Raw genomic sequence first — 21,258 nt, forward strand, 5'->3', positions numbered from 1 at the left:
CTGCTTTTCTTTATATTACACGTTCATCTGTCGATGCCGTATTTATGTCACCATCAGGTCATACAACCTGATTAAAACTACTGCTTAACAACCAGTTTCAGATCAACCGGATACTTAGCCTGAACTTTCTCGCCTTTCAGCACTTTATCTGCGGTTTCGACGCCTTTCGCGCCAATCTGATCGGGTAGCTGAGCGATAGTCGCTGCTAGTTTGCCATCATTCACCGCTTTTTCGCCATCCGGTGTACCGTCAAATCCGACGACCATCACATCCGATTTACCGGCAGTTTGCAGTGCGCGCAGCGCGCCCAGCGCCATTTCATCATTCTGCGCGAATACAGCCTGAACATCCGGATGTGCGGTCAACAGGTTCTGCATTACGTTCAAACCTTTGGTGCGATCAAAATCTGCTGGCTGGCTGGCAAGAACATTAAACTTGTGAGCAGCAACGGCCTGCTGGAAGCCTTCGCCACGTTCACGGGCTGCGGATGTACCAGCAATGCCTTGCAGCTCGATAACTTTGGCACCTTCGCCCGCTTTCTTCGCGATGTAATCACCGGCGATTTTGCCGCCCAGTACGTTATCAGAAGCAATGTGGCTCACCACTTCACCTTTCGTTGCCTGGCGGTCAAGAGTGATAACCGGGATGTTCGCCTGGTTAGCCATCTTCACAGCATTACCCACTGCGTCGGAGTCGGTCGGGTTAATCAGCAGAATTTTGGTGCCGCGAACGGTTAAGTCCTGCACGTTCGCCAGCTCTTTCGCCGGGTTGTTCTGGGAGTCCAGCACCACCAGGTTATAGCCAAGTTTATCCGCCTCTTTCTGCGCGCCATCTTTCAGCGATACAAAGAACGGGTTGTTAAGCGTGGAGACCACCAGCGCGATGGTGTCTTTTGCCATCGCATTCGCACTGACGGTGGCGCTTAGCGCAACTGCGGAAACCAGGGTAGCCAGTTTTTTCATGTTCATATTCAAGATGTCCTGTAGTCGTTATTACTGCTTTTTGTTGTCTACCAGCACCGCCAGCAAAATCACCACCGCTTTGACGATCATCTGGTAATAGGAGGAAACACCTAACAAATTCAATCCATTATTAAGGAAGCCAAGAATTAATGCGCCGATCAACGTCCCAACAATGCGACCTTTTCCGCCCGCCAGACTCGTACCGCCCAGAACCACCGCAGCAATAGCATCCAGCTCATAGCCAGTCCCCGCCGTAGGTTGTGCGGAGGAGAGACGCGCCACTTCAATGATCCCAGCCAGCGATGCCAGCAGACCACAAAGAGAATAGACGATGATTTTGATTTTATTGACGTTGATACCAGAAAGGCGCGTTGCCGCTTCGTTGCCGCCCAGCGCGTAGATGTAACGCCCCAGACGCGTGTGATGCAGCATGTACCAGGCCGCGAGGAACACAATCCCCATGATCCAGACTGGCGTCGGTACGCCCAGCGGACGACCGATCCCAAACCAGCCAAACAGATCGGCGTTCTCAGTAAAGCCGGTATTCACTGGGCTACCGTTGGTATAAACCATGGTCACGCCGCGCAGTAAAAGCATCATAACCAGCGTAGCGATAAACGCCTGGACGCGACCTTTCGCTACAATCACCCCGGTTACCGCACCAATTGCGGCACCTAACGCGAGAGCAGCAGCGACAGCCACCAGTGCATTGACTTCAATGCCGACGATAGATGCAGCAACTGCGCCGGTCAGCGCCAACAGAGAACCTACCGACAAGTCGATGCCCGACGTCAGGATCACCAGCGTCATCCCGACCGCCATAATGGCGTTCACCGAGGTTTGCTGGAGAATATTGAATAAGTTATTGATGGTGAAAAAGTTTGGACTTAACGTCGAGACAATCGCGATCAGCACCAGCAGAGCGATAAGCGATTTCTGCTCCATCAGCCACGCTTTCGTGAAATAACGGCGACCAGAGACAGTCTGGGTTGTCATTTTTTTACTCCTGATTCACGCGATTAAGCTTGCCCACAGCGGCAGCCATTAACACTTCCTGGGTGGCCTGCTCACGAGTAAATTCCCCGCTGAGATGCCCTTCATGCATGACGATAATGCGATCGCTCATGCCTAATACTTCTGGCATCTCCGATGACACCAGAATGATGCTCAAGCCATCGGCTTTGAACTGGTTAATCAGTTGATAGATCTCTTTTTTCGCGCCGACATCTACGCCACGGGTAGGCTCATCGAGGATCAACACTTTGGGGCGTGTCATCAGACCACGGGCAATCGCCACTTTTTGCTGATTGCCACCGGAAAGCAGACCAATTGCCTGTTCCATCGACGGCGTTTTCACATTAAACAGACGAATGAAATCACTTACTGCCTGCTGTTCATCGGCATGCTTCAAACTGCCACCAGTACGGCTGAAGTAGCGCAGCGCGGTCAGCGACATATTCTCTTTTACTGACATGCCCAGCACCAAACCGTCGCGTTTACGGTCTTCAGAGATATACACAATGCCGTTTGCCAGGCCATCCTGCGGTGAACGGGTAACGACTTCATGCCCATCCAGGGTGACGTAACCGCTGGTGCGCGGCAGTGCGCCGTAGAGCACTTTCATCAGTTCGGTACGACCTGCGCCCATCAAACCAGAGACGCCAAGGATTTCGCCTTTGCGTAAAGTAAAAGAGACATCGTTAACGCCAGGTCCGCAGAGATTATCGACTTTCAGGCGAATATCTCCCGGCGCTTTGTCCAGGTGCGGATATTGATCTTCCAACTTGCGCCCCACCATCATCTCAATCAGCGAATCTTCGGTCAGTGATGCTACTTCACGCTCAGCAATAAATTGCCCATCACGAAAAACGGTAACGTCATCGCAAATCTCGAAGATTTCTTTCATGCGGTGGGAAATATAGACAATACCGCGGCCTTGCGATTTCAGCTCGCGGATGACGCGGAATAAGGATTCGGTTTCGGTATCGGTCAGCGCATCGGTCGGTTCATCCATAATGATGACTTTCGACTCAAAGCTCAGCACTTTGGCGATTTCAACCATTTGCTGGTCACCGATGGAAAGATCGCCCACCAGCTTGTCGCTTTTAAAGCGCAGGTTAAGTTTAGCCAGCAATTTATCCGCTTCGGCATACATGGTTTTCCAGTCAATTTTGCCAAAGCGATTAACAAACTCACGACCGAGGAAAATGTTTTCGGCAATGGTCAACTGCGGGATCAGGTTCAGTTCCTGATGGATAATCCCAATCCCGGCTTCCTGGGAAGATTTCGGCCCGGTAAACGTCGTTTCTTTCCCCAGCCATAAAAGCGTACCGGCATCGCGAGTATAGATACCCGTAAGCACTTTCATCATGGTGGATTTACCCGCACCGTTTTCGCCCACCAGCGCCATCACGCGGCCAGGATAGACATTTAACGCGGCACCCGAAAGGGCTTTTACGCCCGGGAAGGCTTTATCGATGCCTTTAAGCTGAAGTAATGCTTCCATGACGGCCTCAGAACGTCACGCCAGCACAGAGAATGATATTCGCATACGGAGAACATTCTCCGCTGCGAATTACCGCCTGACTTTCTGCGGTTTGTTGTTTGAATTGTTCATGCGTGGTGTAACGAATTTCAATGGTATTTCCCTGGTGTTTTTGCAGCTGCTCAAGGTGAGTGAGCAACGTTTCGTGGAGTTGCGGATTATGTTGTTTGATCTCTTCCGCGATAATGGCTGCCTCGACCTGCATTTCATTTGTGACGACGCCCAGCACCTGCATAAAAGAAGGTACACCCTGGGTTAATGCCATATCGATACGCGTTGTACTTTTGGGGATGGGTAAACCTACATCACACACCACCAGCGTATCGGTATGTCCCAGTCGGGAGATCACCGATGAAATATCAGAATTAAGAACGGTGCCTTTTTTCATTTTTTTCTCCATCAGCGAAACGTTTCGCTGACCCGCAGTTTAATCCTGACTGAGTTGGGAAAACCATCGTGACGTTACGGAAATGTGATCAACCTCGAAACGTTTTACATGGTGATTAACCATGGAAACAAAAACGCCCCCTTATGGAGAAAGGAGGCGTCTGGCGTTAGATTTCGACCTGAGTACCCAGTTCGATAACCCTGTTTGGCGGGATTTCAAATTGATCCGGCGCACGCAGCGCATTACGTTGCAACAGCAAGTACAGCTTACCGCGCAGACGCAAATACCACGGGCGTTTGCCGAGGATCAACGACTCATGCGACATAAAGAAGGAGGTTTCCATCATCCGGCAACTTAATCCTTCCAGACCGCAGCGGTGGAATACTTCTTCCACGTTTGGCGTTTCTCGCCAACCATAACTTGCCACCACGCGCCAGAACGTGGGCGACAGTTGTTCAATCTGTACCCGACGGACGTTATGGACATATGGCGCATCTTCGGTGCGCAGAGTTAACAGAATCACCCGCTCATGCAATACCTTGTTATGTTTAAGGTTATGCATCAGCGCAAAGGGAATGACGTTGATTGCACGTGACATATACACCGCGGTCCCGGGCACGCGAACGGGCGGTGATTTCTCCAGCGAAGCAATCATCGCCTCCAGAGAGTTGCCATGTTCATGCATCCGCCGCAGCAAGCGGAAACGCTCGCTCTTCCAGGTGGTCATCACGATAAACATCACCGTACCGAGGCTCAATGGCAACCAGCCGCCGGAGAGCAGTTTATCGAGGTTAGCGGTGAACAATGGAATATCGACACAAAGGAAAGCAATCAGGATCAGCGCAACAAAATACTTATTCCAGTGCCAGTTCTGACGTGCCACGGTAGTCGAGAGAATAGACGTCAGCACCATGGTTCCGGTCACCGCAATCCCGTACGCCGCCGCCAGGTTGCTGGAGTGCTCAAAGCTGACAATCACAATCACGACCGCGACATAGAGCATCCAGTTCACAAACGGAATATAGATTTGCCCTGACTCCATTTCGGAGGTGTGAATAATGCGCATCGGCGACAAATATCCCAGACGTACCGCCTGACGCGTCAATGAGAAGACGCCAGAAATAACCGCCTGCGAGGCAATTACCGTCGCCAGTGCGGCGATGATCAGCAGTGGGATCAGCGCCCAGTCCGGTGCCAACAGGAAGAACGGGTTCTTAATCGCTTCCGGGTTCTTTAACAACAACGCTCCCTGACCGAAGTAATTAAGGGTCAAGGAAGGTAATACGACGGTGAACCACGCCAGGCGAATAGGGAACTTACCAAAGTGCCCCATATCGGCATACAGCGCCTCGACCCCCGTAATCGACAGCACCACTGCCCCTAATGCAATAAAAGAAACCGTTTTGTATTCAAGGAAGAAATGCACCGCCCACATCGGATTCAGTGCATGCAGCACTTCCGGGTTAGCAATAATGCTACGTAACCCCAGCCCTGCCAGAATCAAAAACCAGGTCAGCATGATCGGCGCAAACAGCTTACCGACCATAGCCGTGCCATGTTTTTGAATCATAAATAGTAAAGTGAGAACGATGATTGAGAGGGGAACTATCCAGGTATCCAGCTGCGGGGCGACGATTTCCAGACCTTCAATGGCAGACATCACCGAAATAGCGGGTGTTATGACGACTTCACCATAGAAAAAACTGCCGCCGATTAGCCCCATAATCACCAGCATTGATGTCGTTCGCGCCGACGTATTACGCCCGGCAAGCGACATCAACGTCAGGATCCCCCCTTCACCGGCGTTATCTGCCCGCATTACGAAAGTGAGATATTTAATGGAAACCACAAAGATTAGCAGCCAGAAGATCAGCGATAAAAAGCCAAACACGGCATCGCGTTCAACGCCAAAACCAAACTGGCCGGACAAACATTCACGAAGTGTATATAACGGGCTGGTACCAATATCGCCGTAGACAACTCCAATCGCCGCGAGGGTAATCGCGGGCAATGATTGCTTATTATCAGTGCTCATAGACTAGTCTTTCGTTGAAATATGAAATGTGTGCTTAGTCCCTTGGCCCACAAAAAAGCGCACAGTATGCACGATTAACGGCAAAATCGTACTCCTAAATGCGGCCACATTAACCTGGCTCAAAGAAAAATACCCCCCCTTTGAGACTATTTTAGCCACCAGCAAGAAACGTCTATACTCGCAATTTACGCAGAACTTTTGACGAAAGGACGCCACTTCATTATGGCTCACCCTCATTTATTAGCGGAAAGAATTTCCCGCCTGAGCAGTTCGTTGGAAAAGGGGCTTTATGAACGTAGCCACGCCATCCGCTTGTGTTTATTAGCGGCATTAAGTGGTGAAAGTGTGTTCCTCCTTGGCCCGCCAGGTATTGCCAAAAGTTTGATCGCCCGGCGCTTAAAATTCGCCTTTCAGAATGCCCGCGCGTTTGAATATCTGATGACTCGCTTCTCCACGCCGGAAGAAGTTTTTGGTCCCCTTTCTATTCAGGCGCTAAAAGATGAAGGGCGCTATGAACGTTTAACCAGCGGTTACCTGCCGGAAGCAGAAATCGTCTTTCTGGATGAGATCTGGAAAGCGGGCCCGGCAATTCTTAATACCCTGCTCACCGCCATTAACGAGCGCCAGTTCCGCAACGGTGCACACGTAGAAAAAATCCCGATGCGCCTGCTGGTGGCGGCCTCCAACGAGCTGCCGGAAGCAGACAGCAGTCTGGAAGCGTTATATGACCGCATGCTGATTCGTCTGTGGTTAGATAAAGTGCAGGATAAAGCGAATTTCCGCTCCATGCTGACCAGTCAACAGGATGAAAACGATAATCCGGTTCCTGCCTCCTTGCAGGTCACAGATGAAGAATATGAACGCTGGCAGAAAGAGATTGGTGAAATTACGCTGCCCGATCATGTATTTGAGCTGATTTTTATGCTGCGCCAGCAACTGGATAAATTACCGGATGCGCCTTATGTCTCGGATCGTCGCTGGAAAAAAGCGATCCGCTTATTGCAGGCCAGCGCCTTTTTTAGCGGTCGCAGTGCTGTTGCCCCGGTTGATCTCATTTTGCTGAAAGATTGCCTGTGGTATGACGCGCAAAGCCTGAATTTGATACAACAACAAATTGATGTATTGATGACTGGTCATGCCTGGCAACAGCAAGGGATGTTGACCCGCCTGGGCGCGATTGTGCAACGTCACCTGCAACTCCAGCAGCAACAAAGCGATAAAACAGCCTTAACGGTAATTCGTCTGGGCGGCATTTTCAGCCGTCGTCAGCAGTATCAACTTCCTGTTAACGTTACTGCTTCCACTCTGACTCTGCTGCTGCAAAAACCGTTAAAATTGCATGATATGGAAGTGGTTCATATCTCCTTTGAGCGTAACGCGCTGGAACAGTGGCTGAGTAAAGGTGGTGAAATTCGCGGCAAACTAAACGGTATCGGCTTTGCCCAGAAACTGAATCTGGAAGTTGATAGCGCCCAACATCTTGTTGTACGCGATGTAAGTTTACAAGGCAGTACGCTGGCACTTCCCGGTTCATCGGCTGAAGGTCTGCCAGGTGAAATAAAACAACAACTGGAAGAGCTTGAAAGCGACTGGCGCAAGCAACACGCTTTATTCAGCGAACAGCAAAAATGTCTGTTTATCCCTGGCGACTGGTTAGGTCGCATTGAAGCCAGCCTACAGGATGTCGGCGCACAGATTCGCCAGGCACAACAATGCTAACGCTGGATACGCTTAATGTGATGCTGGCCGTCAGCGAAGAGGGATTGATCGAAGAGATGATCATCGCGCTGCTGGCCTCACCGCAGCTGGCAGTCTTCTTTGAAAAATTCCCACGACTGAAGGCGGCAATCACTGATGATGTTCCCCGCTGGCGTGAGGCGCTGCGCAGTCGGCTGAAAGATGCCCGAGTCCCGCCGGAACTCACCGAAGAGGTGATGTGCTATCAGCAAAGCCAGCTCCTCTCCACGCCGCAGTTTATTGTGCAGCTACCACAGATCCTGGACTTACTGCATCGTCTGAATTCCCCATGGGCAGAACAAGCCCGACAGTTGGTTGATGCTAACAGCACGATCACTTCAGCGTTACACACGCTTTTTCTCCAGCGTTGGCGTTTAAGTCTGATCGTGCAAGCAACGACGTTAAATCAACAGCTATTAGAAGAAGAACGCGAACAACTGTTGAGTGAAGTTCAGGAACGCATGACGCTGAGCGGACAACTTGAACCGATTCTCGCAGATAACAATACCGCAGCTGGTCGTCTGTGGGATATGAGCGCCGGTCAGCTTAAACGTGGCGACTATCAGTTGATTGTGAAATACGGTGAATTTCTTAACGAACAGCCGGAACTGAAACGCCTGGCAGAACAGCTGGGGCGTTCCCGGGAAGCCAAATCAATACCGCGCAACGATGCGCAGATGGAAACCTTCCGCACCCTGGTGCGCGAACCGGCGACGGTTCCTGAGCAGGTTGATGGTCTGCAACAAAGCGATGATATTTTACGTCTCCTGCCGCCAGAACTGGCGACACTGGGGATAACGGAACTGGAGTATGAGTTTTACCGTCGGCTGGTGGAAAAACAGTTGCTCACCTATCGCCTGCACGGTGAGTCGTGGCGTGAAAAAGTGATCGAACGCCCGGTGGTGCATAAAGATTACGACGAACAGCCGCGCGGACCGTTTATTGTCTGCGTGGATACTTCCGGCTCAATGGGTGGCTTTAATGAACAATGTGCGAAAGCGTTCTGCCTGGCCTTGATGCGCATTGCTCTCGCTGAAAACCGGCGCTGCTATATTATGCTATTTTCCACCGAGATCGTCCGTTATGAGCTTTCAGGCCCACAAGGCATCGAACAAGCAATCCGTTTTTTAAGCCAGCAGTTTCGTGGCGGCACCGATCTTGCCAGTTGTTTTCGCGCCATTATGGAACGCTTGCAAAGCAGGGAATGGTTTGATGCCGATGCGGTGGTGATTTCTGATTTTATCGCCCAGCGGTTGCCTGACGACGTGACGAGTAAAGTGAAAGAGCTACAGCGGGTACATCAGCATCGCTTTCATGCCGTGGCGATGTCGGCACATGGCAAACCCGGCATCATGCGCATTTTCGATCATATCTGGCGCTTTGATACCGGGATGCGAAGCCGCCTGCTCAGACGCTGGCGGCGATAAATTATTACAGCAGAGAAGGGACGCTCTCGCGAACAGCTGCCGGCCATACACCACACTGAACCTGGCCGATATGTGGCAGTTGCAGCAGCAGCATGGTCAAACGAGACTGCCCGATACCGCCGCCGATGGTCTGCGGCATTTCACCGCGCAGCAGCGCCTGATGCCACTCCAGCTCCAGGCGATCTTCGTCACCGGTCAGCGCCAGCTGATGCTTCAGCGTGTCGGCATCCACGCGGATCCCCATGGAAGAAAGCTCAAACGCATCTTCCAGTACCGGGTTCCACACCAGAATATCTCCGTTCAGACCCGCATGGCCCAGCTCTGACGGGGTGCTCCAGTCATCATAATCCGGTGCGCGCACGTCGTGACGATGACCATCACTCAACTTGCCGCCAATCCCGACGAGGAATACCGCGCCAAGATCTTTCGCAATCGCCCGCTCACGCCCTTTGGCATCGAGATCCGGATAACGAGACAGTAACTCCTGGCTGTGTACGAAGTGGATCTGATCCGGCAGGAACGGTGCCAGGCCAAACTCTTCGCTAACCGCAGCTTCGGTTGCTTTAATTCCCGCCCAGATCGCCTCTACCGTGCTTTTCAGAGTCGAGAATTGACGCTCGCCGTCGCCCATTACGCGTTCCCAGTCCCACTGGTCTACATAGACCGAGTGCAACGGAGAAAGACGGTCTTCATCGGGGCGAAGGGCTTTCATGTGCGTGTACAGCCCTTCGCCCGCGCTGAAGTCGTGTTGCCCTAAGGTCTGACGTTTCCACTTCGCCAGTGAATGAACCACTTCGAACTGGGCATCAGGCAGAGCTTTCACTTTTACCTGCACCGCTTTTTCACAGCCCGACAAGTTATCCTGCGTGCCATCCCCCACACGGCTAAGAATCGGCGCCTGGACTTCGATCAGCCCCAGACGTTCTTCCAGTTGACGAGAAAAGTGAGATTTCACGAAGCTAATTTGGCGTTGTTTGGCAATGTAAGCGGTTTTCATTTTTTATACTCCTGCGTCCTGTTGCTTATGATTAAGCAACAAAAACCGACACACATGCAATAATCATTCAATAAAAAGCCTAACTCACTTTTGATTCATTAAAAAAGAAGGCTAAAATAGAATGAATCATCAATCCGCATAAGAAAATCCTATGGAAAATTATCTAATCGACAATCTGGACCGTGGCATCCTGGAAGCATTAATGGGTAATGCGCGCACCGCTTACGCCGAACTGGCGAAACAATTTGGCGTCAGTCCGGGGACGATTCACGTTCGAGTAGAGAAAATGAAGCAGGCGGGGATCATTACCGGGGCGCGTATTGATGTCAGCCCGAAGCAGCTCGGTTATGACGTAGGCTGCTTTATCGGCATTATATTAAAGAGCGCCAAAGACTATCCTTCCGCGCTGGCAAAGCTGGAAAGCCTCGATGAAGTCACTGAAGCCTATTACACAACCGGCCACTACAGCATCTTTATAAAAGTGATGTGCCGTTCGATCGATGCTCTCCAGCATGTACTTATCAACAAGATCCAAACAATTGATGAAATTCAGTCCACCGAGACACTGATCGTCCTGCAGAACCCGATCATGCGTACCATAAAGCCCTGATCGGCTTTTTTAATCCCATACTTTTCCACAGGTAGATCCCAACGCGTTCACAGCGTACAATACGCCACTCTTAATAAAGGTGGCGGTTTATGGCAGATATCACTCTTATCAGCGGCAGCACCCTCGGCGGTGCCGAATATGTGGCAGAACACCTGGCTGAAAAGCTGGAAGAGGCGGGTTTTACCACCGAAACGCTGCACGGTCCGCTGTTGGAAGATTTATCTGCCTCGGGGATCTGGCTGGTTATCAGCTCAACCCACGGTGCCGGAGATATTCCGGATAACCTTTCTCCTTTCTATGAAGCATTGCAGGAACAGAAGCCCGATCTTTCTGCGGTCCGCTTTGGCGCTATCGGTATTGGCAGTCGTGAATATGACACCTTTTGTGGGGCTATCGATAAACTCGAGGCTGAACTCAAAAATTCCGGTGCAAAACAGACAGGCGAAACACTGAAGATCAACATTCTTGATCACGACATTCCGGAAGATCCGGCAGAAGAATGGCTGGGATCGTGGATTAATTTACTCAAATAAGTATACAGATCGTGCGATCTACTGTGGATAACTCTGTCAGGAAGCTTGGATCAACCGGTAGTTATCCAAAGAACAACCGTTGTTCAGTTTTTGAGTTGTGTATAACCCCTCATTCTGATCCCAGCTTATACGGTCCAGGATCACCGATCATTCACAGTTAATGATCCTTTCCAGGTTGTTGATCTTAAAAGCCGGATCCTTGTTATCCACAGGGTAGTGCGATCCTAATAAGAGATCACAATAGAACAGATCTCTAAATAAATAGATCTTCTTTTTAATACCCAGGATCCCAGGTCTTTCTCAAGCCGACAAAGTTGAGTAGAATCCACGGCCCGGGCTTCAATCCATTTTCATACCGCGTTATGCGAGGCAATCACCATGTTTTATCCGGATCCTTTTGACGTCATCATCATTGGCGGGGGTCATGCAGGCACCGAGGCCGCGATGGCTGCGGCGCGTATGGGTCAACAGACTCTGCTTTTGACACACAATATCGACACTCTGGGGCAGATGAGCTGCAACCCGGCGATCGGCGGTATTGGGAAGGGACATCTGGTAAAAGAAGTGGATGCACTCGGCGGTCTGATGGCGAAAGCGATCGATCAGGCGGGTATCCAGTTTAGGATACTAAACGCAAGCAAGGGACCGGCGGTTCGCGCTACCCGAGCTCAGGCGGATCGTGTGCTCTACCGTCAGGCGGTACGTACGGCGCTGGAGAACCAACCGAACCTGATGATCTTCCAGCAGGCGGTTGAAGATCTTATTGTCGAAAACGATCGCGTGGTCGGTGCTGTTACCCAAATGGGACTGAAATTCCGTGCTAAAGCCGTCGTGCTCACCGTTGGGACGTTCCTCGACGGTAAAATTCATATCGGTCTGGATAACTACAGCGGTGGCCGTGCTGGTGATCCGCCGTCCATTCCGCTTTCTCGCCGTTTGCGTGAACTGCCGCTGCGCGTTGGTCGTCTGAAAACCGGGACTCCGCCGCGTATTGATGCTCGAACCATCGACTTTAGCGTGCTGGCGCAACAGCATGGCGATAACCCGATGCCGGTATTCTCGTTTATGGGTAATGCGTCCCAGCATCCACAGCAGGTGCCGTGTTATATCACCCATACCAACGAGAAAACCCATGATGTGATCCGCAGTAACCTCGATCGTAGCCCAATGTACGCAGGGGTGATCGAAGGTGTCGGCCCACGCTACTGCCCGTCGATCGAAGACAAAGTCATGCGCTTCGCCGACAGAAATCAGCATCAGATCTTCCTTGAACCGGAAGGGCTGACCTCAAACGAAATTTATCCGAACGGTATCTCCACCAGCCTGCCGTTCGATGTGCAGATGCAAATCGTCCGCTCCATGCAGGGGATGGAAAACGCGAAGATCGTGCGTCCGGGTTATGCCATTGAGTATGACTTCTTCGATCCACGCGACCTGAAACCGACGCTGGAGAGCAAGTTTATCCAGGGGCTGTTCTTTGCTGGTCAGATTAACGGCACTACCGGTTACGAAGAAGCCGCTGCGCAAGGTTTGCTGGCTGGTCTTAACGCTGCCCGTCTGTCTGCTGACAAAGAAGGTTGGGCTCCGGCGCGTTCTCAGGCGTATCTCGGCGTACTGGTTGATGACCTGTGCACTTTAGGAACCAAAGAACCGTATCGTATGTTTACTTCGCGCGCAGAATATCGTCTGATGCTGCGCGAAGATAATGCGGATCTGCGTTTGACTGAAATCGGTCGTGAACTGGGCCTGGTGGATGACGAACGTTGGGCGCGCTTTAACGAGAAACTTGAGAATATCGAGCGTGAGCGTCAGCGTCTGAAATCGACCTGGGTAACCCCGTCGGCGGAAGCTGCAGCCGAAGTGAATGCTCACCTGACTGCGCCGCTTTCCCGTGAAGCCAGTGGTGAAGATCTGCTGCGTCGTCCGGAAATGACTTATGAAAAATTAACCACGCTGACGCCGTTTGCCCCTGCGTTGACAGACGAACAGGCGGCGGAACAGGTTGAGATTCAGGTTAAATACGAAGGTTATATCGCGCGCCAGCAAGATGAGATCGAAAAGCAGCTGCGTAACGAGAACACCCTGCTACCAGCGACGCTGGATTACCGCCAGGTATCCGGTCTTTCTAACGAAGTGATCGCCAAACTTAACGATCACAAACCGGCCTCTATCGGCCAAGCTTCGCGTATTTCTGGCGTCACGCCTGCGGCCATCTCCATTCTGCTGGTATGGCTGAAAAAACAGGGTATGCTGCGTCGTAGCGCATAACGCATTAAAAATGCCTGGTAAGCACCCGCTTACCGGGCAACGCATCAAGAACAGGTAATCACCGTGCTCAACAAACTCACCTCTCTGCTGAAAGACGCAGGAATTTCGCTTACCGATCACCAGAAAAACCAGCTAATTGCTTACGTGAATATGCTGCATAAATGGAATAAAGCGTACAACCTGACTTCGGTCCGCGATCCTAATGAGATGCTGGTACGCCATATTCTCGATAGCATTGTGGTGGCACCGTATCTGCAAGGTGAACGGTTTATCGATGTCGGCACCGGACCAGGACTGCCTGGCATTCCACTCTCTATCGTGCGTCCTGAAGCCCACTTCACGTTGTTGGATAGCCTTGGTAAACGCGTGCGTTTCCTTCGTCAGGTGCAACATGAGCTTAAACTGGAGAATATTGAGCCAGTACAGAGCAGGGTAGAAGAGTTTCCTTCTGAGCCGCCATTTGATGGCGTAATTAGCCGCGCTTTTGCCTCTCTGAACGATATGGTGAGCTGGTGTCACCATCTTCCTGGTGAGCAAGGCCGTTTCTACGCGCTGAAAGGCCAAATGCCGGAAGATGAAATCGCTTTGTTGCCTGAAGAATATCAGGTCGAATCAGTGGTTAAACTTCACGTTCCGGCCCTGGATGGCGAACGTCATCTGGTGGTGATTAAAGCAAATAAAATTTAATTTTTATCAAAAAAATCATAAAAAATTGACCGGTTAGACTGTTAACAACAACCAGGTTTTCTACTGATATAACTGGTTACATTTAACGCCACGTTCACTCTTTTGCATCAACAAAGTAACGTGGCTTTTTTTGGTAAGCAGAAAATAAGTCATAAGTGAAAATATCAGTCTGCTAAAAATCGGCGCTAAGAATCATCATTGGCTGTTAAAACATTATTAAAAATGTCAATGGGTGGTTTTTGTTGTGTAAGTGTCATTTATTAAAACAGTATCTGTTTTTAGACTGAAATATCATAAACTTGCAAAAGCATCATTTGCCAAGTAAATAAATATGCTGTGCGCGAACATGCTCAATATGTGATCTGAAGCACGCTTTATCACCAGTGTTTACGCGTTATTTACAGTTTTTCATGATCGAACAGGGTTTGCAGAAAAGTCGCAATTGTATGCACTGGAAAAATATTTAAACATTTATTCACCTTTTGGCTACTTATTGTTTGAAATCACGGGGGCGCACCGTATAATTTGACCGCTTTTTGATGCTTGACTCTAAGCCTTAAAGAAAGTTTTATACGACACGCGGCATACCTCGAAGGGAGCAGGAGTGAAAAACGTGATGTCTGTGTCGCTCGTGAGTCGAAACGTTGCTCGGAAGCTTCTGCTCGTTCAGTTACTGGTGGTGATAGCAAGTGGATTGCTGTTCAGCCTCAAAGACCCCTTCTGGGGCGTCTCTGCAATAAGCGGGGGCCTGGCAGTCTTTCTGCCTAACGTTTTGTTTATGATATTTGCCTGGCGTCACCAGGCGCATACACCAGCGAAAGGCCGTGTGGCCTGGACATTCGCATTTGGCGAAGCTTTCAAAGTTCTGGCGATGTTGGTGTTACTTGTGGTGGCGTTGGCGGTTTTAAAGGCGGTATTCTTGCCGCTGATCGTTACGTGGGTTTTGGTGCTGGTGGTTCAGATACTGGCACCGGCTGTAATTAACAACAAAGGGTAAAAGGCATCATGGCTTCAGAAAATATGACGCCGCAGGATTACATAGGACACCACCTGAACAACCTTCAGCTGGACCTGCGTACATTCTCGCTGGTGGATCCACATAACCCCCCAGCCACCTTCTGGACAATCAATATTGACTCCATGTTCTTCTCGGTGGTGCTGGGTCTGTTGTTCCTGGTTTTATTCCGTAGCGTAGCCAAAAAGGCGACCAGCGGTGTGCCAGGTAAGTTTCAGACCGCGATTGAGCTGGTGATCGGCTTTGTTAATGGTAGCGTGAAAGACATGTACCATGGCAAAAGCAAGCTGATTGCTCCGCTGGCCCTGACGATCTTCGTCTGGGTATTCCTGATGAACCTGATGGATTTACTGCCTATCGACCTGCTGCCGTACATTGCTGAACATGTACTGGGTCTGCCTGCACTGCGTGTGGTTCCGTCTGCGGACGTGAACGTAACGCTGTCTATGGCACTGGGTGTATTTATCCTGATTCTGTTCTACAGCATCAAAATGAAAGGCATCGGCGGCTTCACGAAAGAGTTGACGCTGCAGCCGTTCAATCACTGGGCGTTCATTCCTGTCAACTTAATCCTTGAAGGGGTAAGCCTGCTGTCCAAACCAGTTTCACTCGGTTTGCGACTGTTCGGTAACATGTATGCCGGTGAGCTGATTTTCATTCTGATTGCTGGTCTGTTGCCGTGGTGGTCACAGTGGATTCTGAATGTGCCGTGGGCCATTTTCCACATCCTGATCATTACGCTGCAAGCCTTCATCTTCATGGTTCTGACGATCGTCTATCTGTCGATGGCGTCTGAAGAACATTAATTTACCAACACTACTACGTTTTAACTGAAACAAACTGGAGACTGTCATGGAAAACCTGAATATGGATCTGCTGTACATGGCTGCCGCTGTGATGATGGGTCTGGCGGCAATCGGTGCTGCGATCGGTATCGGCATCCTCGGGGGTAAATTCCTGGAAGGCGCAGCGCGTCAACCTGATCTGATTCCTCTGCTGCGTACTCAGTTCTTTATCGTTATGGGTCTGGTGGATGCTATCCCGATGATCGCTGTAGGTCTGGGTCTGTACGTGATGTTCGCTGTCGCGTAGTAAGCGTTGCTTTTATTTAAAGAGCAATATCAGAACGTTAACTAAATAGAGGCATTGTGCTGTGAATCTTAACGCAACAATCCTCGGCCAGGCCATCGCGTTTGTCCTGTTCGTTCTGTTCTGCATGAAGTACGTATGGCCGCCATTAATGGCAGCCATCGAAAAACGTCAAAAAGAAATTGCTGACGGTCTTGCTTCCGCAGAACGAGCACATAAGGACCTTGACCTTGCAAAGGCCAGCGCGACCGACCAGCTGAAAAAAGCGAAAGCGGAAGCCCAGGTAATCATCGAGCAGGCTAACAAACGCCGCTCGCAGATTCTGGACGAAGCGAAAGCTGAGGCAGAACAGGAACGTACTAAAATCGTGGCCCAGGCGCAGGCGGAAATTGAAGCCGAGCGTAAACGTGCCCGTGAAGAGCTGCGTAAGCAAGTTGCTATCCTGGCTGTTGCTGGCGCCGAGAAGATCATCGAACGTTCCGTGGATGAAGCTGCTAACAGCGACATCGTGGATAAACTTGTCGCTGAACTGTAAGGAGGGAGGGGCTGATGTCTGAATTTATTACGGTAGCTCGCCCCTACGCCAAAGCAGCTTTTGACTTTGCCGTCGAACACCAAAGTGTAGAACGCTGGCAGGACATGCTGGCGTTTGCCGCCGAGGTAACCAAAAACGAACAAATGGCAGAGCTTCTCTCTGGCGCGCTTGCGCCAGAAACGCTCGCCGAGTCGTTTATCGCAGTTTGTGGTGAGCAACTGGACGAAAACGGTCAGAACCTGATTCGGGTAATGGCTGAAAATGGTCGTCTTAACGCGCTCCCGGATGTTCTGGAGCAGTTTATTCACCTGCGTGCCGTGAGTGAGGCTACCGCTGAGGTAGACGTCATTTCCGCTGCCGCACTGAGTGAACAACAGCTCGCGAAAATTTCTGCTGCGATGGAAAAACGTCTGTCACGCAAAGTTAAGCTGAATTGCAAAATCGATAAGTCTGTAATGGCAGGCGTTATCATCCGAGCGGGTGATATGGTCATTGATGGCAGCGTACGCGGTCGTCTTGAGCGCCTTGCAGACGTCTTGCAGTCTTAAGGGGACTGGAGCATGCAACTGAATTCCACCGAAATCAGCGAACTGATCAAGCAGCGCATTGCTCAGTTCAATGTTGTGAGTGAAGCTCACAACGAAGGTACTATTGTTTCTGTAAGTGACGGTGTTATCCGCATTCACGGCCTGGCCGATTGTATGCAGGGTGAAATGATCTCCCTGCCGGGTAACCGTTACGCTATCGCACTGAACCTCGAGCGCGACTCTGTAGGTGCGGTTGTTATGGGTCCGTACGCTGACCTTGCCGAAGGCATGAAAGTTAAGTGTACTGGCCGTATCCTGGAAGTTCCGGTTGGCCGTGGCCTGCTGGGCCGTGTGGTTAACACTCTGGGTGCACCAATCGATGGTAAAGGTCCGCTGGATCACGACGGCTTCTCTGCTGTAGAAGCAATCGCTCCGGGCGTTATCGAACGTCAGTCCGTAGATCAGCCGGTACAGACCGGTTATAAAGCCGTTGACTCCATGATCCCAATCGGTCGTGGTCAGCGTGAATTGATCATCGGTGACCGTCAGACCGGTAAAACCGCACTGGCTATCGATGCCATCATCAACCAGCGCGATTCCGGTATCAAATGTATCTATGTCGCTATCGGCCAGAAAGCGTCCACCATTTCTAACGTGGTACGTAAACTGGAAGAGCACGGCGCACTGGCTAACACCATCGTTGTGGTAGCAACCGCGTCTGAATCCGCTGCACTGCAATACCTGGCACCGTACGCTGGTTGCGCAATGGGCGAATACTTCCGTGACCGCGGTGAAGATGCGCTGATCATTTACGATGACCTGTCTAAACAGGCTGTTGCTTACCGTCAGATCTCCCTGCTGCTCCGTCGTCCGCCAGGACGTGAAGCATTCCCGGGCGACGTATTCTACCTCCACTCTCGTCTGCTGGAGCGTGCTGCGCGTGTTAACGCCGAATACGTTGAAGCCTTCACCAAAGGTGAAGTGAAAGGGAAAACCGGTTCTCTGACTGCGCTGCCGATTATCGAAACTCAGGCGGGTGACGTTTCTGCGTTCGTTCCGACCAACGTAATCTCCATTACCGATGGTCAGATCTTCCTGGAAACCAACCTGTTCAACGCCGGTATTCGTCCTGCGGTAAACCCGGGTATTTCCGTATCCCGTGTTGGTGGTGCAGCACAGACTAAGATCATGAAAAAACTGTCCGGTGGTATCCGTACCGCTCTGGCACAGTATCGTGAACTGGCAGCGTTCTCTCAGTTTGCATCCGACCTTGACGATGCAACACGTAAACAGCTTGACCACGGTCAGAAAGTGACCGAACTGCTGAAACAGAAACAGTATGCGCCGATGTCCGTAGCGCAACAGTCTCTGGTTCTGTTCGCAGCAGAACGTGGTTACCTGGCGGATGTTGAACTGTCGAAAATCGGCAGCTTCGAAGCCGCTCTGCTGGCTTACGTCGACCGTGATCACGCTCCGTTGATGCAAGAGATCAACCAGACCGGTGGCTACAACGACGAAATCGAAGGCAAGCTGAAAGGCATCCTCGATTCCTTCAAAGCAACCCAATCCTGGTAACGTCTGGCGGCTTGCCTTAGGGCAGGCCGCAAGGCATTGAGGAGAAGCTCATGGCCGGCGCAAAAGAGATACGTAGTAAGATCGCAAGCGTCCAGAACACGCAAAAGATCACTAAAGCGATGGAGATGGTCGCCGCTTCCAAAATGCGTAAATCGCAGGATCGCATGGCGGCCAGCCGTCCTTATGCAGAAACCATGCGCAAAGTGATTGGTCACCTTGCACACGGTAATCTGGAATATAAGCACCCTTACCTGGAAGACCGCGACGTTAAACGCGTGGGCTACCTGGTGGTGTCGACCGACCGTGGTTTGTGTGGTGGTTTGAACATTAACCTGTTCAAAAAACTGCTGGCGGAAATGAAGACCTGGACCGACAAAGGCGTTCAATGCGACCTCGCAATGATCGGCTCGAAAGGCGTGTCGTTCTTCAACTCCGTGGGCGGCAATGTTGTTGCCCAGGTCACCGGCATGGGGGATAACCCTTCCCTGTCCGAACTGATCGGTCCGGTAAAAGTGATGTTGCAGGCCTACGACGAAGGCCGTCTGGACAAGCTTTACATTGTCAGCAACAAATTTATTAACACCATGTCTCAGGTTCCGACCATCAGCCAGCTGCTGCCGTTACCGGCATCAGATGATGATGATCTGAAACATAAATCCTGGGATTACCTGTACGAACCCGATCCGAAGGCGTTGCTGGATACCCTGCTGCGTCGTTATGTCGAATCTCAGGTTTATCAGGGCGTGGTTGAAAACCTGGCCAGCGAGCAGGCCGCCCGTATGGTGGCGATGAAAGCCGCGACCGACAATGGCGGCAGCCTGATTAAAGAGCTGCAGTTGGTATACAACAAAGCTCGTCAGGCCAGCATTACTCAGGAACTCACCGAGATCGTCTCGGGGGCCGCCGCGGTTTAAACAGGTTATTTCGTAGAGGATTTAAGATGGCTACTGGAAAGATTGTCCAGGTAATCGGCGCCGTAGTTGACGTCGAATTCCCTCAGGATGCCGTACCGCGCGTGTACGATGCTCTTGAGGTGCAAAATGGTAATGAGCGTCTGGTGCTGGAAGTTCAGCAGCAGCTCGGCGGCGGTATCGTGCGTACCATCGCAATGGGTTCCTCCGACGGTCTGCGTCGCGGTCTGGATGTAAAAGACCTCGAACACCCGATCGAAGTCCCGGTAGGTAAAGCGACTCTGGGCCGTATCATGAACGTACTGGGTGAACCGGTCGACATGAAAGGCGAGATCGGTGAAGAAGAGCGTTGGGCAATTCACCGCGCAGCACCTTCCTACGAAGAGCTGTCAAACTCTCAGGAACTGCTGGAAACCGGTATCAAAGTTATCGACCTGATGTGTCCGTTCGCTAAGGGCGGTAAAGTTGGTCTGTTCGGTGGTGCGGGTGTAGGTAAAACCGTAAACATGATGGAGCTCATTCGTAACATCGCGATCGAGCACTCCGGTTACTCTGTGTTTGCGGGCGTAGGTGAACGTACTCGTGAGGGTAACGACTTCTACCACGAAATGACCGACTCCAACGTTATCGACAAAGTATCCCTGGTGTATGGCCAGATGAACGAGCCGCCGGGAAACCGTCTGCGCGTTGCTCTGACCGGTCTGACCATGGCTGAGAAATTCCGTGACGAAGGTCGTGACGTTCTGCTGTTCGTTGACAACATCTATCGTTACACCCTGGCCGGTACGGAAGTATCCGCACTGCTGGGCCGTATGCCTTCAGCGGTAGGTTATCAGCCGACCCTGGCGGAAGAGATGGGCGTTCTGCAGGAACGTATCACCTCCACCAAAACTGGTTCTATCACCTCCGTACAGGCGGTATACGTACCTGCGGATGACTTGACTGACCCGTCTCCGGCAACCACTTTTGCGCACCTTGACGCAACCGTGGTACTGAGCCGTCAGATCGCGTCTCTGGGTATCTACCCGGCCGTTGACCCGCTGGACTCCACCAGCCGTCAGCTGGACCCGCTGGTGGTTGGTCAGGAACACTACGACACCGCGCGTGGCGTTCAGTCCATCCTGCAACGTTATCAGGAACTGAAAGACATCATCGCCATCCTGGGTATGGATGAACTGTCTGAAGAAGACAAACTGGTGGTAGCGCGTGCTCGTAAGATCCAGCGCTTCCTGTCCCAGCCGTTCTTCGTGGCAGAAGTATTCACCGGTTCTCCGGGTAAATACGTCTCCCTGAAAGACACCATCCGTGGCTTTAAAGGCATCATGGAAGGCGAATACGATCACCTGCCGGAGCAGGCGTTCTACATGGTCGGTTCCATCGAAGAAGCTGTGGAAAAAGCCAAAAAACTTTAACGCCT

The 21,258-nt window shown here is 51.3% G+C and carries 20 protein-coding genes; 14 read left to right on the forward strand and 6 right to left on the reverse strand.

Features of this window, described 5'->3' with window-relative positions:
* Positions 1 to 77 precede the first annotated feature (77 nt).
* The 5 genes from rbsB to kup form a co-directional block, all read right to left on the reverse strand.
* Positions 78 to 968 (reverse strand): ribose ABC transporter substrate-binding protein RbsB, encoded by an 891-nt coding sequence (rbsB, locus tag ACK8NJ_RS23535; protein ID WP_001056273.1) that lies wholly within the window; start codon positions 966 to 968, stop codon positions 78 to 80.
* 24 nt (positions 969 to 992) lie between these two features.
* On the reverse strand, positions 993 to 1,958 hold the full coding sequence (rbsC, locus tag ACK8NJ_RS23540; protein WP_000211858.1) for a ribose ABC transporter permease: 966 nt from the start codon (positions 1,956 to 1,958) through the stop codon (positions 993 to 995).
* Between the two features lie 4 nt (positions 1,959 to 1,962).
* Complete coding sequence (gene rbsA / locus ACK8NJ_RS23545; RefSeq protein ID WP_000387771.1) at positions 1,963 to 3,468, reverse strand: ribose ABC transporter ATP-binding protein RbsA; 1,506 nt, start codon at positions 3,466 to 3,468, stop codon at positions 1,963 to 1,965.
* A gap of 7 nt (positions 3,469 to 3,475) precedes the next feature.
* Positions 3,476 to 3,895: a D-ribose pyranase gene (rbsD, locus tag ACK8NJ_RS23550; RefSeq protein ID WP_334773014.1), complete on the reverse strand. Its 420-nt coding sequence runs from the start codon at positions 3,893 to 3,895 to the stop codon at positions 3,476 to 3,478.
* Positions 3,896 to 4,061: 166 nt separating this feature from the next.
* Entirely contained in the window at positions 4,062 to 5,930 is a 1,869-nt protein-coding gene (gene kup, locus ACK8NJ_RS23555) for a low affinity potassium transporter Kup (RefSeq protein ID WP_000102319.1), read from the reverse strand.
* Between the two features lie 222 nt (positions 5,931 to 6,152).
* Between kup and ravA the strand changes: the two genes are divergently transcribed.
* Together ravA and viaA are read left to right on the forward strand one after the other, a co-directional pair.
* Positions 6,153 to 7,649, forward strand: a complete 1,497-nt coding sequence (gene ravA, locus ACK8NJ_RS23560) for an ATPase RavA (protein ID WP_001316743.1) — start codon at positions 6,153 to 6,155, stop codon at positions 7,647 to 7,649.
* Positions 7,643 to 9,094 carry an ATPase RavA stimulator ViaA gene (viaA, locus tag ACK8NJ_RS23565; protein WP_000956632.1) on the forward strand — a complete coding sequence of 484 codons (1,452 nt, stop codon included), beginning with the start codon at positions 7,643 to 7,645 and terminating at the stop codon, positions 9,092 to 9,094. Before ravA ends, viaA begins: the two co-directional genes overlap by 7 nt.
* A gap of 4 nt (positions 9,095 to 9,098) precedes the next feature.
* Here the strand turns inward: viaA and asnA are convergent, their stop codons facing one another.
* Positions 9,099 to 10,091: an aspartate--ammonia ligase gene (gene asnA, locus ACK8NJ_RS23570; protein WP_000845104.1), complete on the reverse strand. Its 993-nt coding sequence runs from the start codon at positions 10,089 to 10,091 to the stop codon at positions 9,099 to 9,101.
* 151 nt (positions 10,092 to 10,242) lie between these two features.
* On the opposite strand from asnA, the gene asnC reads away from it, so the two are divergent.
* The 12 genes from asnC to atpD all read left to right on the forward strand — a co-directional run bounded on the left by asnC (position 10,243) and on the right by atpD (position 21,253).
* On the forward strand, positions 10,243 to 10,701 hold the full coding sequence (gene asnC, locus ACK8NJ_RS23575; protein ID WP_000432970.1) for a transcriptional regulator AsnC: 459 nt from the start codon (positions 10,243 to 10,245) through the stop codon (positions 10,699 to 10,701).
* A gap of 89 nt (positions 10,702 to 10,790) precedes the next feature.
* On the forward strand, positions 10,791 to 11,234 hold the full coding sequence (mioC, locus tag ACK8NJ_RS23580; protein WP_000763742.1) for an FMN-binding protein MioC: 444 nt from the start codon (positions 10,791 to 10,793) through the stop codon (positions 11,232 to 11,234).
* Between the two features lie 378 nt (positions 11,235 to 11,612).
* Complete coding sequence (mnmG, locus tag ACK8NJ_RS23585; RefSeq protein ID WP_000499788.1) at positions 11,613 to 13,502, forward strand: tRNA uridine-5-carboxymethylaminomethyl(34) synthesis enzyme MnmG; 1,890 nt, start codon at positions 11,613 to 11,615, stop codon at positions 13,500 to 13,502.
* A 63-nt stretch (positions 13,503 to 13,565) separates the two neighbouring features.
* Positions 13,566 to 14,189: a 16S rRNA (guanine(527)-N(7))-methyltransferase RsmG gene (gene rsmG, locus ACK8NJ_RS23590; RefSeq protein WP_000932863.1), complete on the forward strand. Its 624-nt coding sequence runs from the start codon at positions 13,566 to 13,568 to the stop codon at positions 14,187 to 14,189.
* Positions 14,190 to 14,805: 616 nt separating this feature from the next.
* On the forward strand, positions 14,806 to 15,186 hold the full coding sequence (gene atpI / locus ACK8NJ_RS23595; RefSeq protein ID WP_000116695.1) for a F0F1 ATP synthase subunit I: 381 nt from the start codon (positions 14,806 to 14,808) through the stop codon (positions 15,184 to 15,186).
* A gap of 8 nt (positions 15,187 to 15,194) precedes the next feature.
* Entirely contained in the window at positions 15,195 to 16,010 is an 816-nt protein-coding gene (atpB, locus tag ACK8NJ_RS23600; RefSeq protein WP_000135618.1) for a F0F1 ATP synthase subunit A, read from the forward strand.
* Between the two features lie 46 nt (positions 16,011 to 16,056).
* Positions 16,057 to 16,296 (forward strand): F0F1 ATP synthase subunit C, encoded by a 240-nt coding sequence (atpE, locus tag ACK8NJ_RS23605; RefSeq protein ID WP_000429386.1) that lies wholly within the window; start codon positions 16,057 to 16,059, stop codon positions 16,294 to 16,296.
* A gap of 61 nt (positions 16,297 to 16,357) precedes the next feature.
* Positions 16,358 to 16,828, forward strand: a complete 471-nt coding sequence (gene atpF, locus ACK8NJ_RS23610; RefSeq protein ID WP_001052219.1) for a F0F1 ATP synthase subunit B — start codon at positions 16,358 to 16,360, stop codon at positions 16,826 to 16,828.
* A gap of 14 nt (positions 16,829 to 16,842) precedes the next feature.
* Positions 16,843 to 17,376 (forward strand): F0F1 ATP synthase subunit delta, encoded by a 534-nt coding sequence (atpH, locus tag ACK8NJ_RS23615; RefSeq protein WP_001288587.1) that lies wholly within the window; start codon positions 16,843 to 16,845, stop codon positions 17,374 to 17,376.
* 12 nt (positions 17,377 to 17,388) lie between these two features.
* Positions 17,389 to 18,930 carry a F0F1 ATP synthase subunit alpha gene (gene atpA / locus ACK8NJ_RS23620; RefSeq protein ID WP_001176745.1) on the forward strand — a complete coding sequence of 514 codons (1,542 nt, stop codon included), beginning with the start codon at positions 17,389 to 17,391 and terminating at the stop codon, positions 18,928 to 18,930.
* A 50-nt stretch (positions 18,931 to 18,980) separates the two neighbouring features.
* Positions 18,981 to 19,844: a F0F1 ATP synthase subunit gamma gene (atpG, locus tag ACK8NJ_RS23625; protein ID WP_000896498.1), complete on the forward strand. Its 864-nt coding sequence runs from the start codon at positions 18,981 to 18,983 to the stop codon at positions 19,842 to 19,844.
* Positions 19,845 to 19,870: 26 nt separating this feature from the next.
* Positions 19,871 to 21,253 (forward strand): F0F1 ATP synthase subunit beta, encoded by a 1,383-nt coding sequence (gene atpD / locus ACK8NJ_RS23630; protein ID WP_000190506.1) that lies wholly within the window; start codon positions 19,871 to 19,873, stop codon positions 21,251 to 21,253.
* Positions 21,254 to 21,258 lie beyond the last annotated feature (5 nt).

This window comes from Escherichia sp. F1 (genome assembly GCF_046764225.1).
Taxonomy (GTDB): Bacteria; Pseudomonadota; Gammaproteobacteria; order Enterobacterales; family Enterobacteriaceae; genus Escherichia; species Escherichia coli.

Coding starts and splice junctions, on each gene's coding strand:
- rbsA (WP_000387771.1), bottom strand. CDS start 3,468: ATGGAAGCATTACTTCAGCTTAAAGGCATCGATAAAGCCTTCCCGGGC.
- rbsB (WP_001056273.1), bottom strand. CDS start 968: ATGAACATGAAAAAACTGGCTACCCTGGTTTCCGCAGTTGCGCTAAGC.
- atpB (WP_000135618.1), top strand. CDS start 15,195: ATGGCTTCAGAAAATATGACGCCGCAGGATTACATAGGACACCACCTG.
- mioC (WP_000763742.1), top strand. CDS start 10,791: ATGGCAGATATCACTCTTATCAGCGGCAGCACCCTCGGCGGTGCCGAA.
- atpG (WP_000896498.1), top strand. CDS start 18,981: ATGGCCGGCGCAAAAGAGATACGTAGTAAGATCGCAAGCGTCCAGAAC.
- asnC (WP_000432970.1), top strand. CDS start 10,243: ATGGAAAATTATCTAATCGACAATCTGGACCGTGGCATCCTGGAAGCA.
- asnA (WP_000845104.1), bottom strand. CDS start 10,091: ATGAAAACCGCTTACATTGCCAAACAACGCCAAATTAGCTTCGTGAAA.
- kup (WP_000102319.1), bottom strand. CDS start 5,930: ATGAGCACTGATAATAAGCAATCATTGCCCGCGATTACCCTCGCGGCG.
- rbsC (WP_000211858.1), bottom strand. CDS start 1,958: ATGACAACCCAGACTGTCTCTGGTCGCCGTTATTTCACGAAAGCGTGG.
- ravA (WP_001316743.1), top strand. CDS start 6,153: ATGGCTCACCCTCATTTATTAGCGGAAAGAATTTCCCGCCTGAGCAGT.
- atpD (WP_000190506.1), top strand. CDS start 19,871: ATGGCTACTGGAAAGATTGTCCAGGTAATCGGCGCCGTAGTTGACGTC.
- atpE (WP_000429386.1), top strand. CDS start 16,057: ATGGAAAACCTGAATATGGATCTGCTGTACATGGCTGCCGCTGTGATG.
- mnmG (WP_000499788.1), top strand. CDS start 11,613: ATGTTTTATCCGGATCCTTTTGACGTCATCATCATTGGCGGGGGTCAT.
- atpH (WP_001288587.1), top strand. CDS start 16,843: ATGTCTGAATTTATTACGGTAGCTCGCCCCTACGCCAAAGCAGCTTTT.
- rbsD (WP_334773014.1), bottom strand. CDS start 3,895: ATGAAAAAAGGCACCGTTCTTAATTCTGATATTTCATCGGTGATCTCC.
- viaA (WP_000956632.1), top strand. CDS start 7,643: ATGCTAACGCTGGATACGCTTAATGTGATGCTGGCCGTCAGCGAAGAG.
- atpA (WP_001176745.1), top strand. CDS start 17,389: ATGCAACTGAATTCCACCGAAATCAGCGAACTGATCAAGCAGCGCATT.
- atpI (WP_000116695.1), top strand. CDS start 14,806: ATGTCTGTGTCGCTCGTGAGTCGAAACGTTGCTCGGAAGCTTCTGCTC.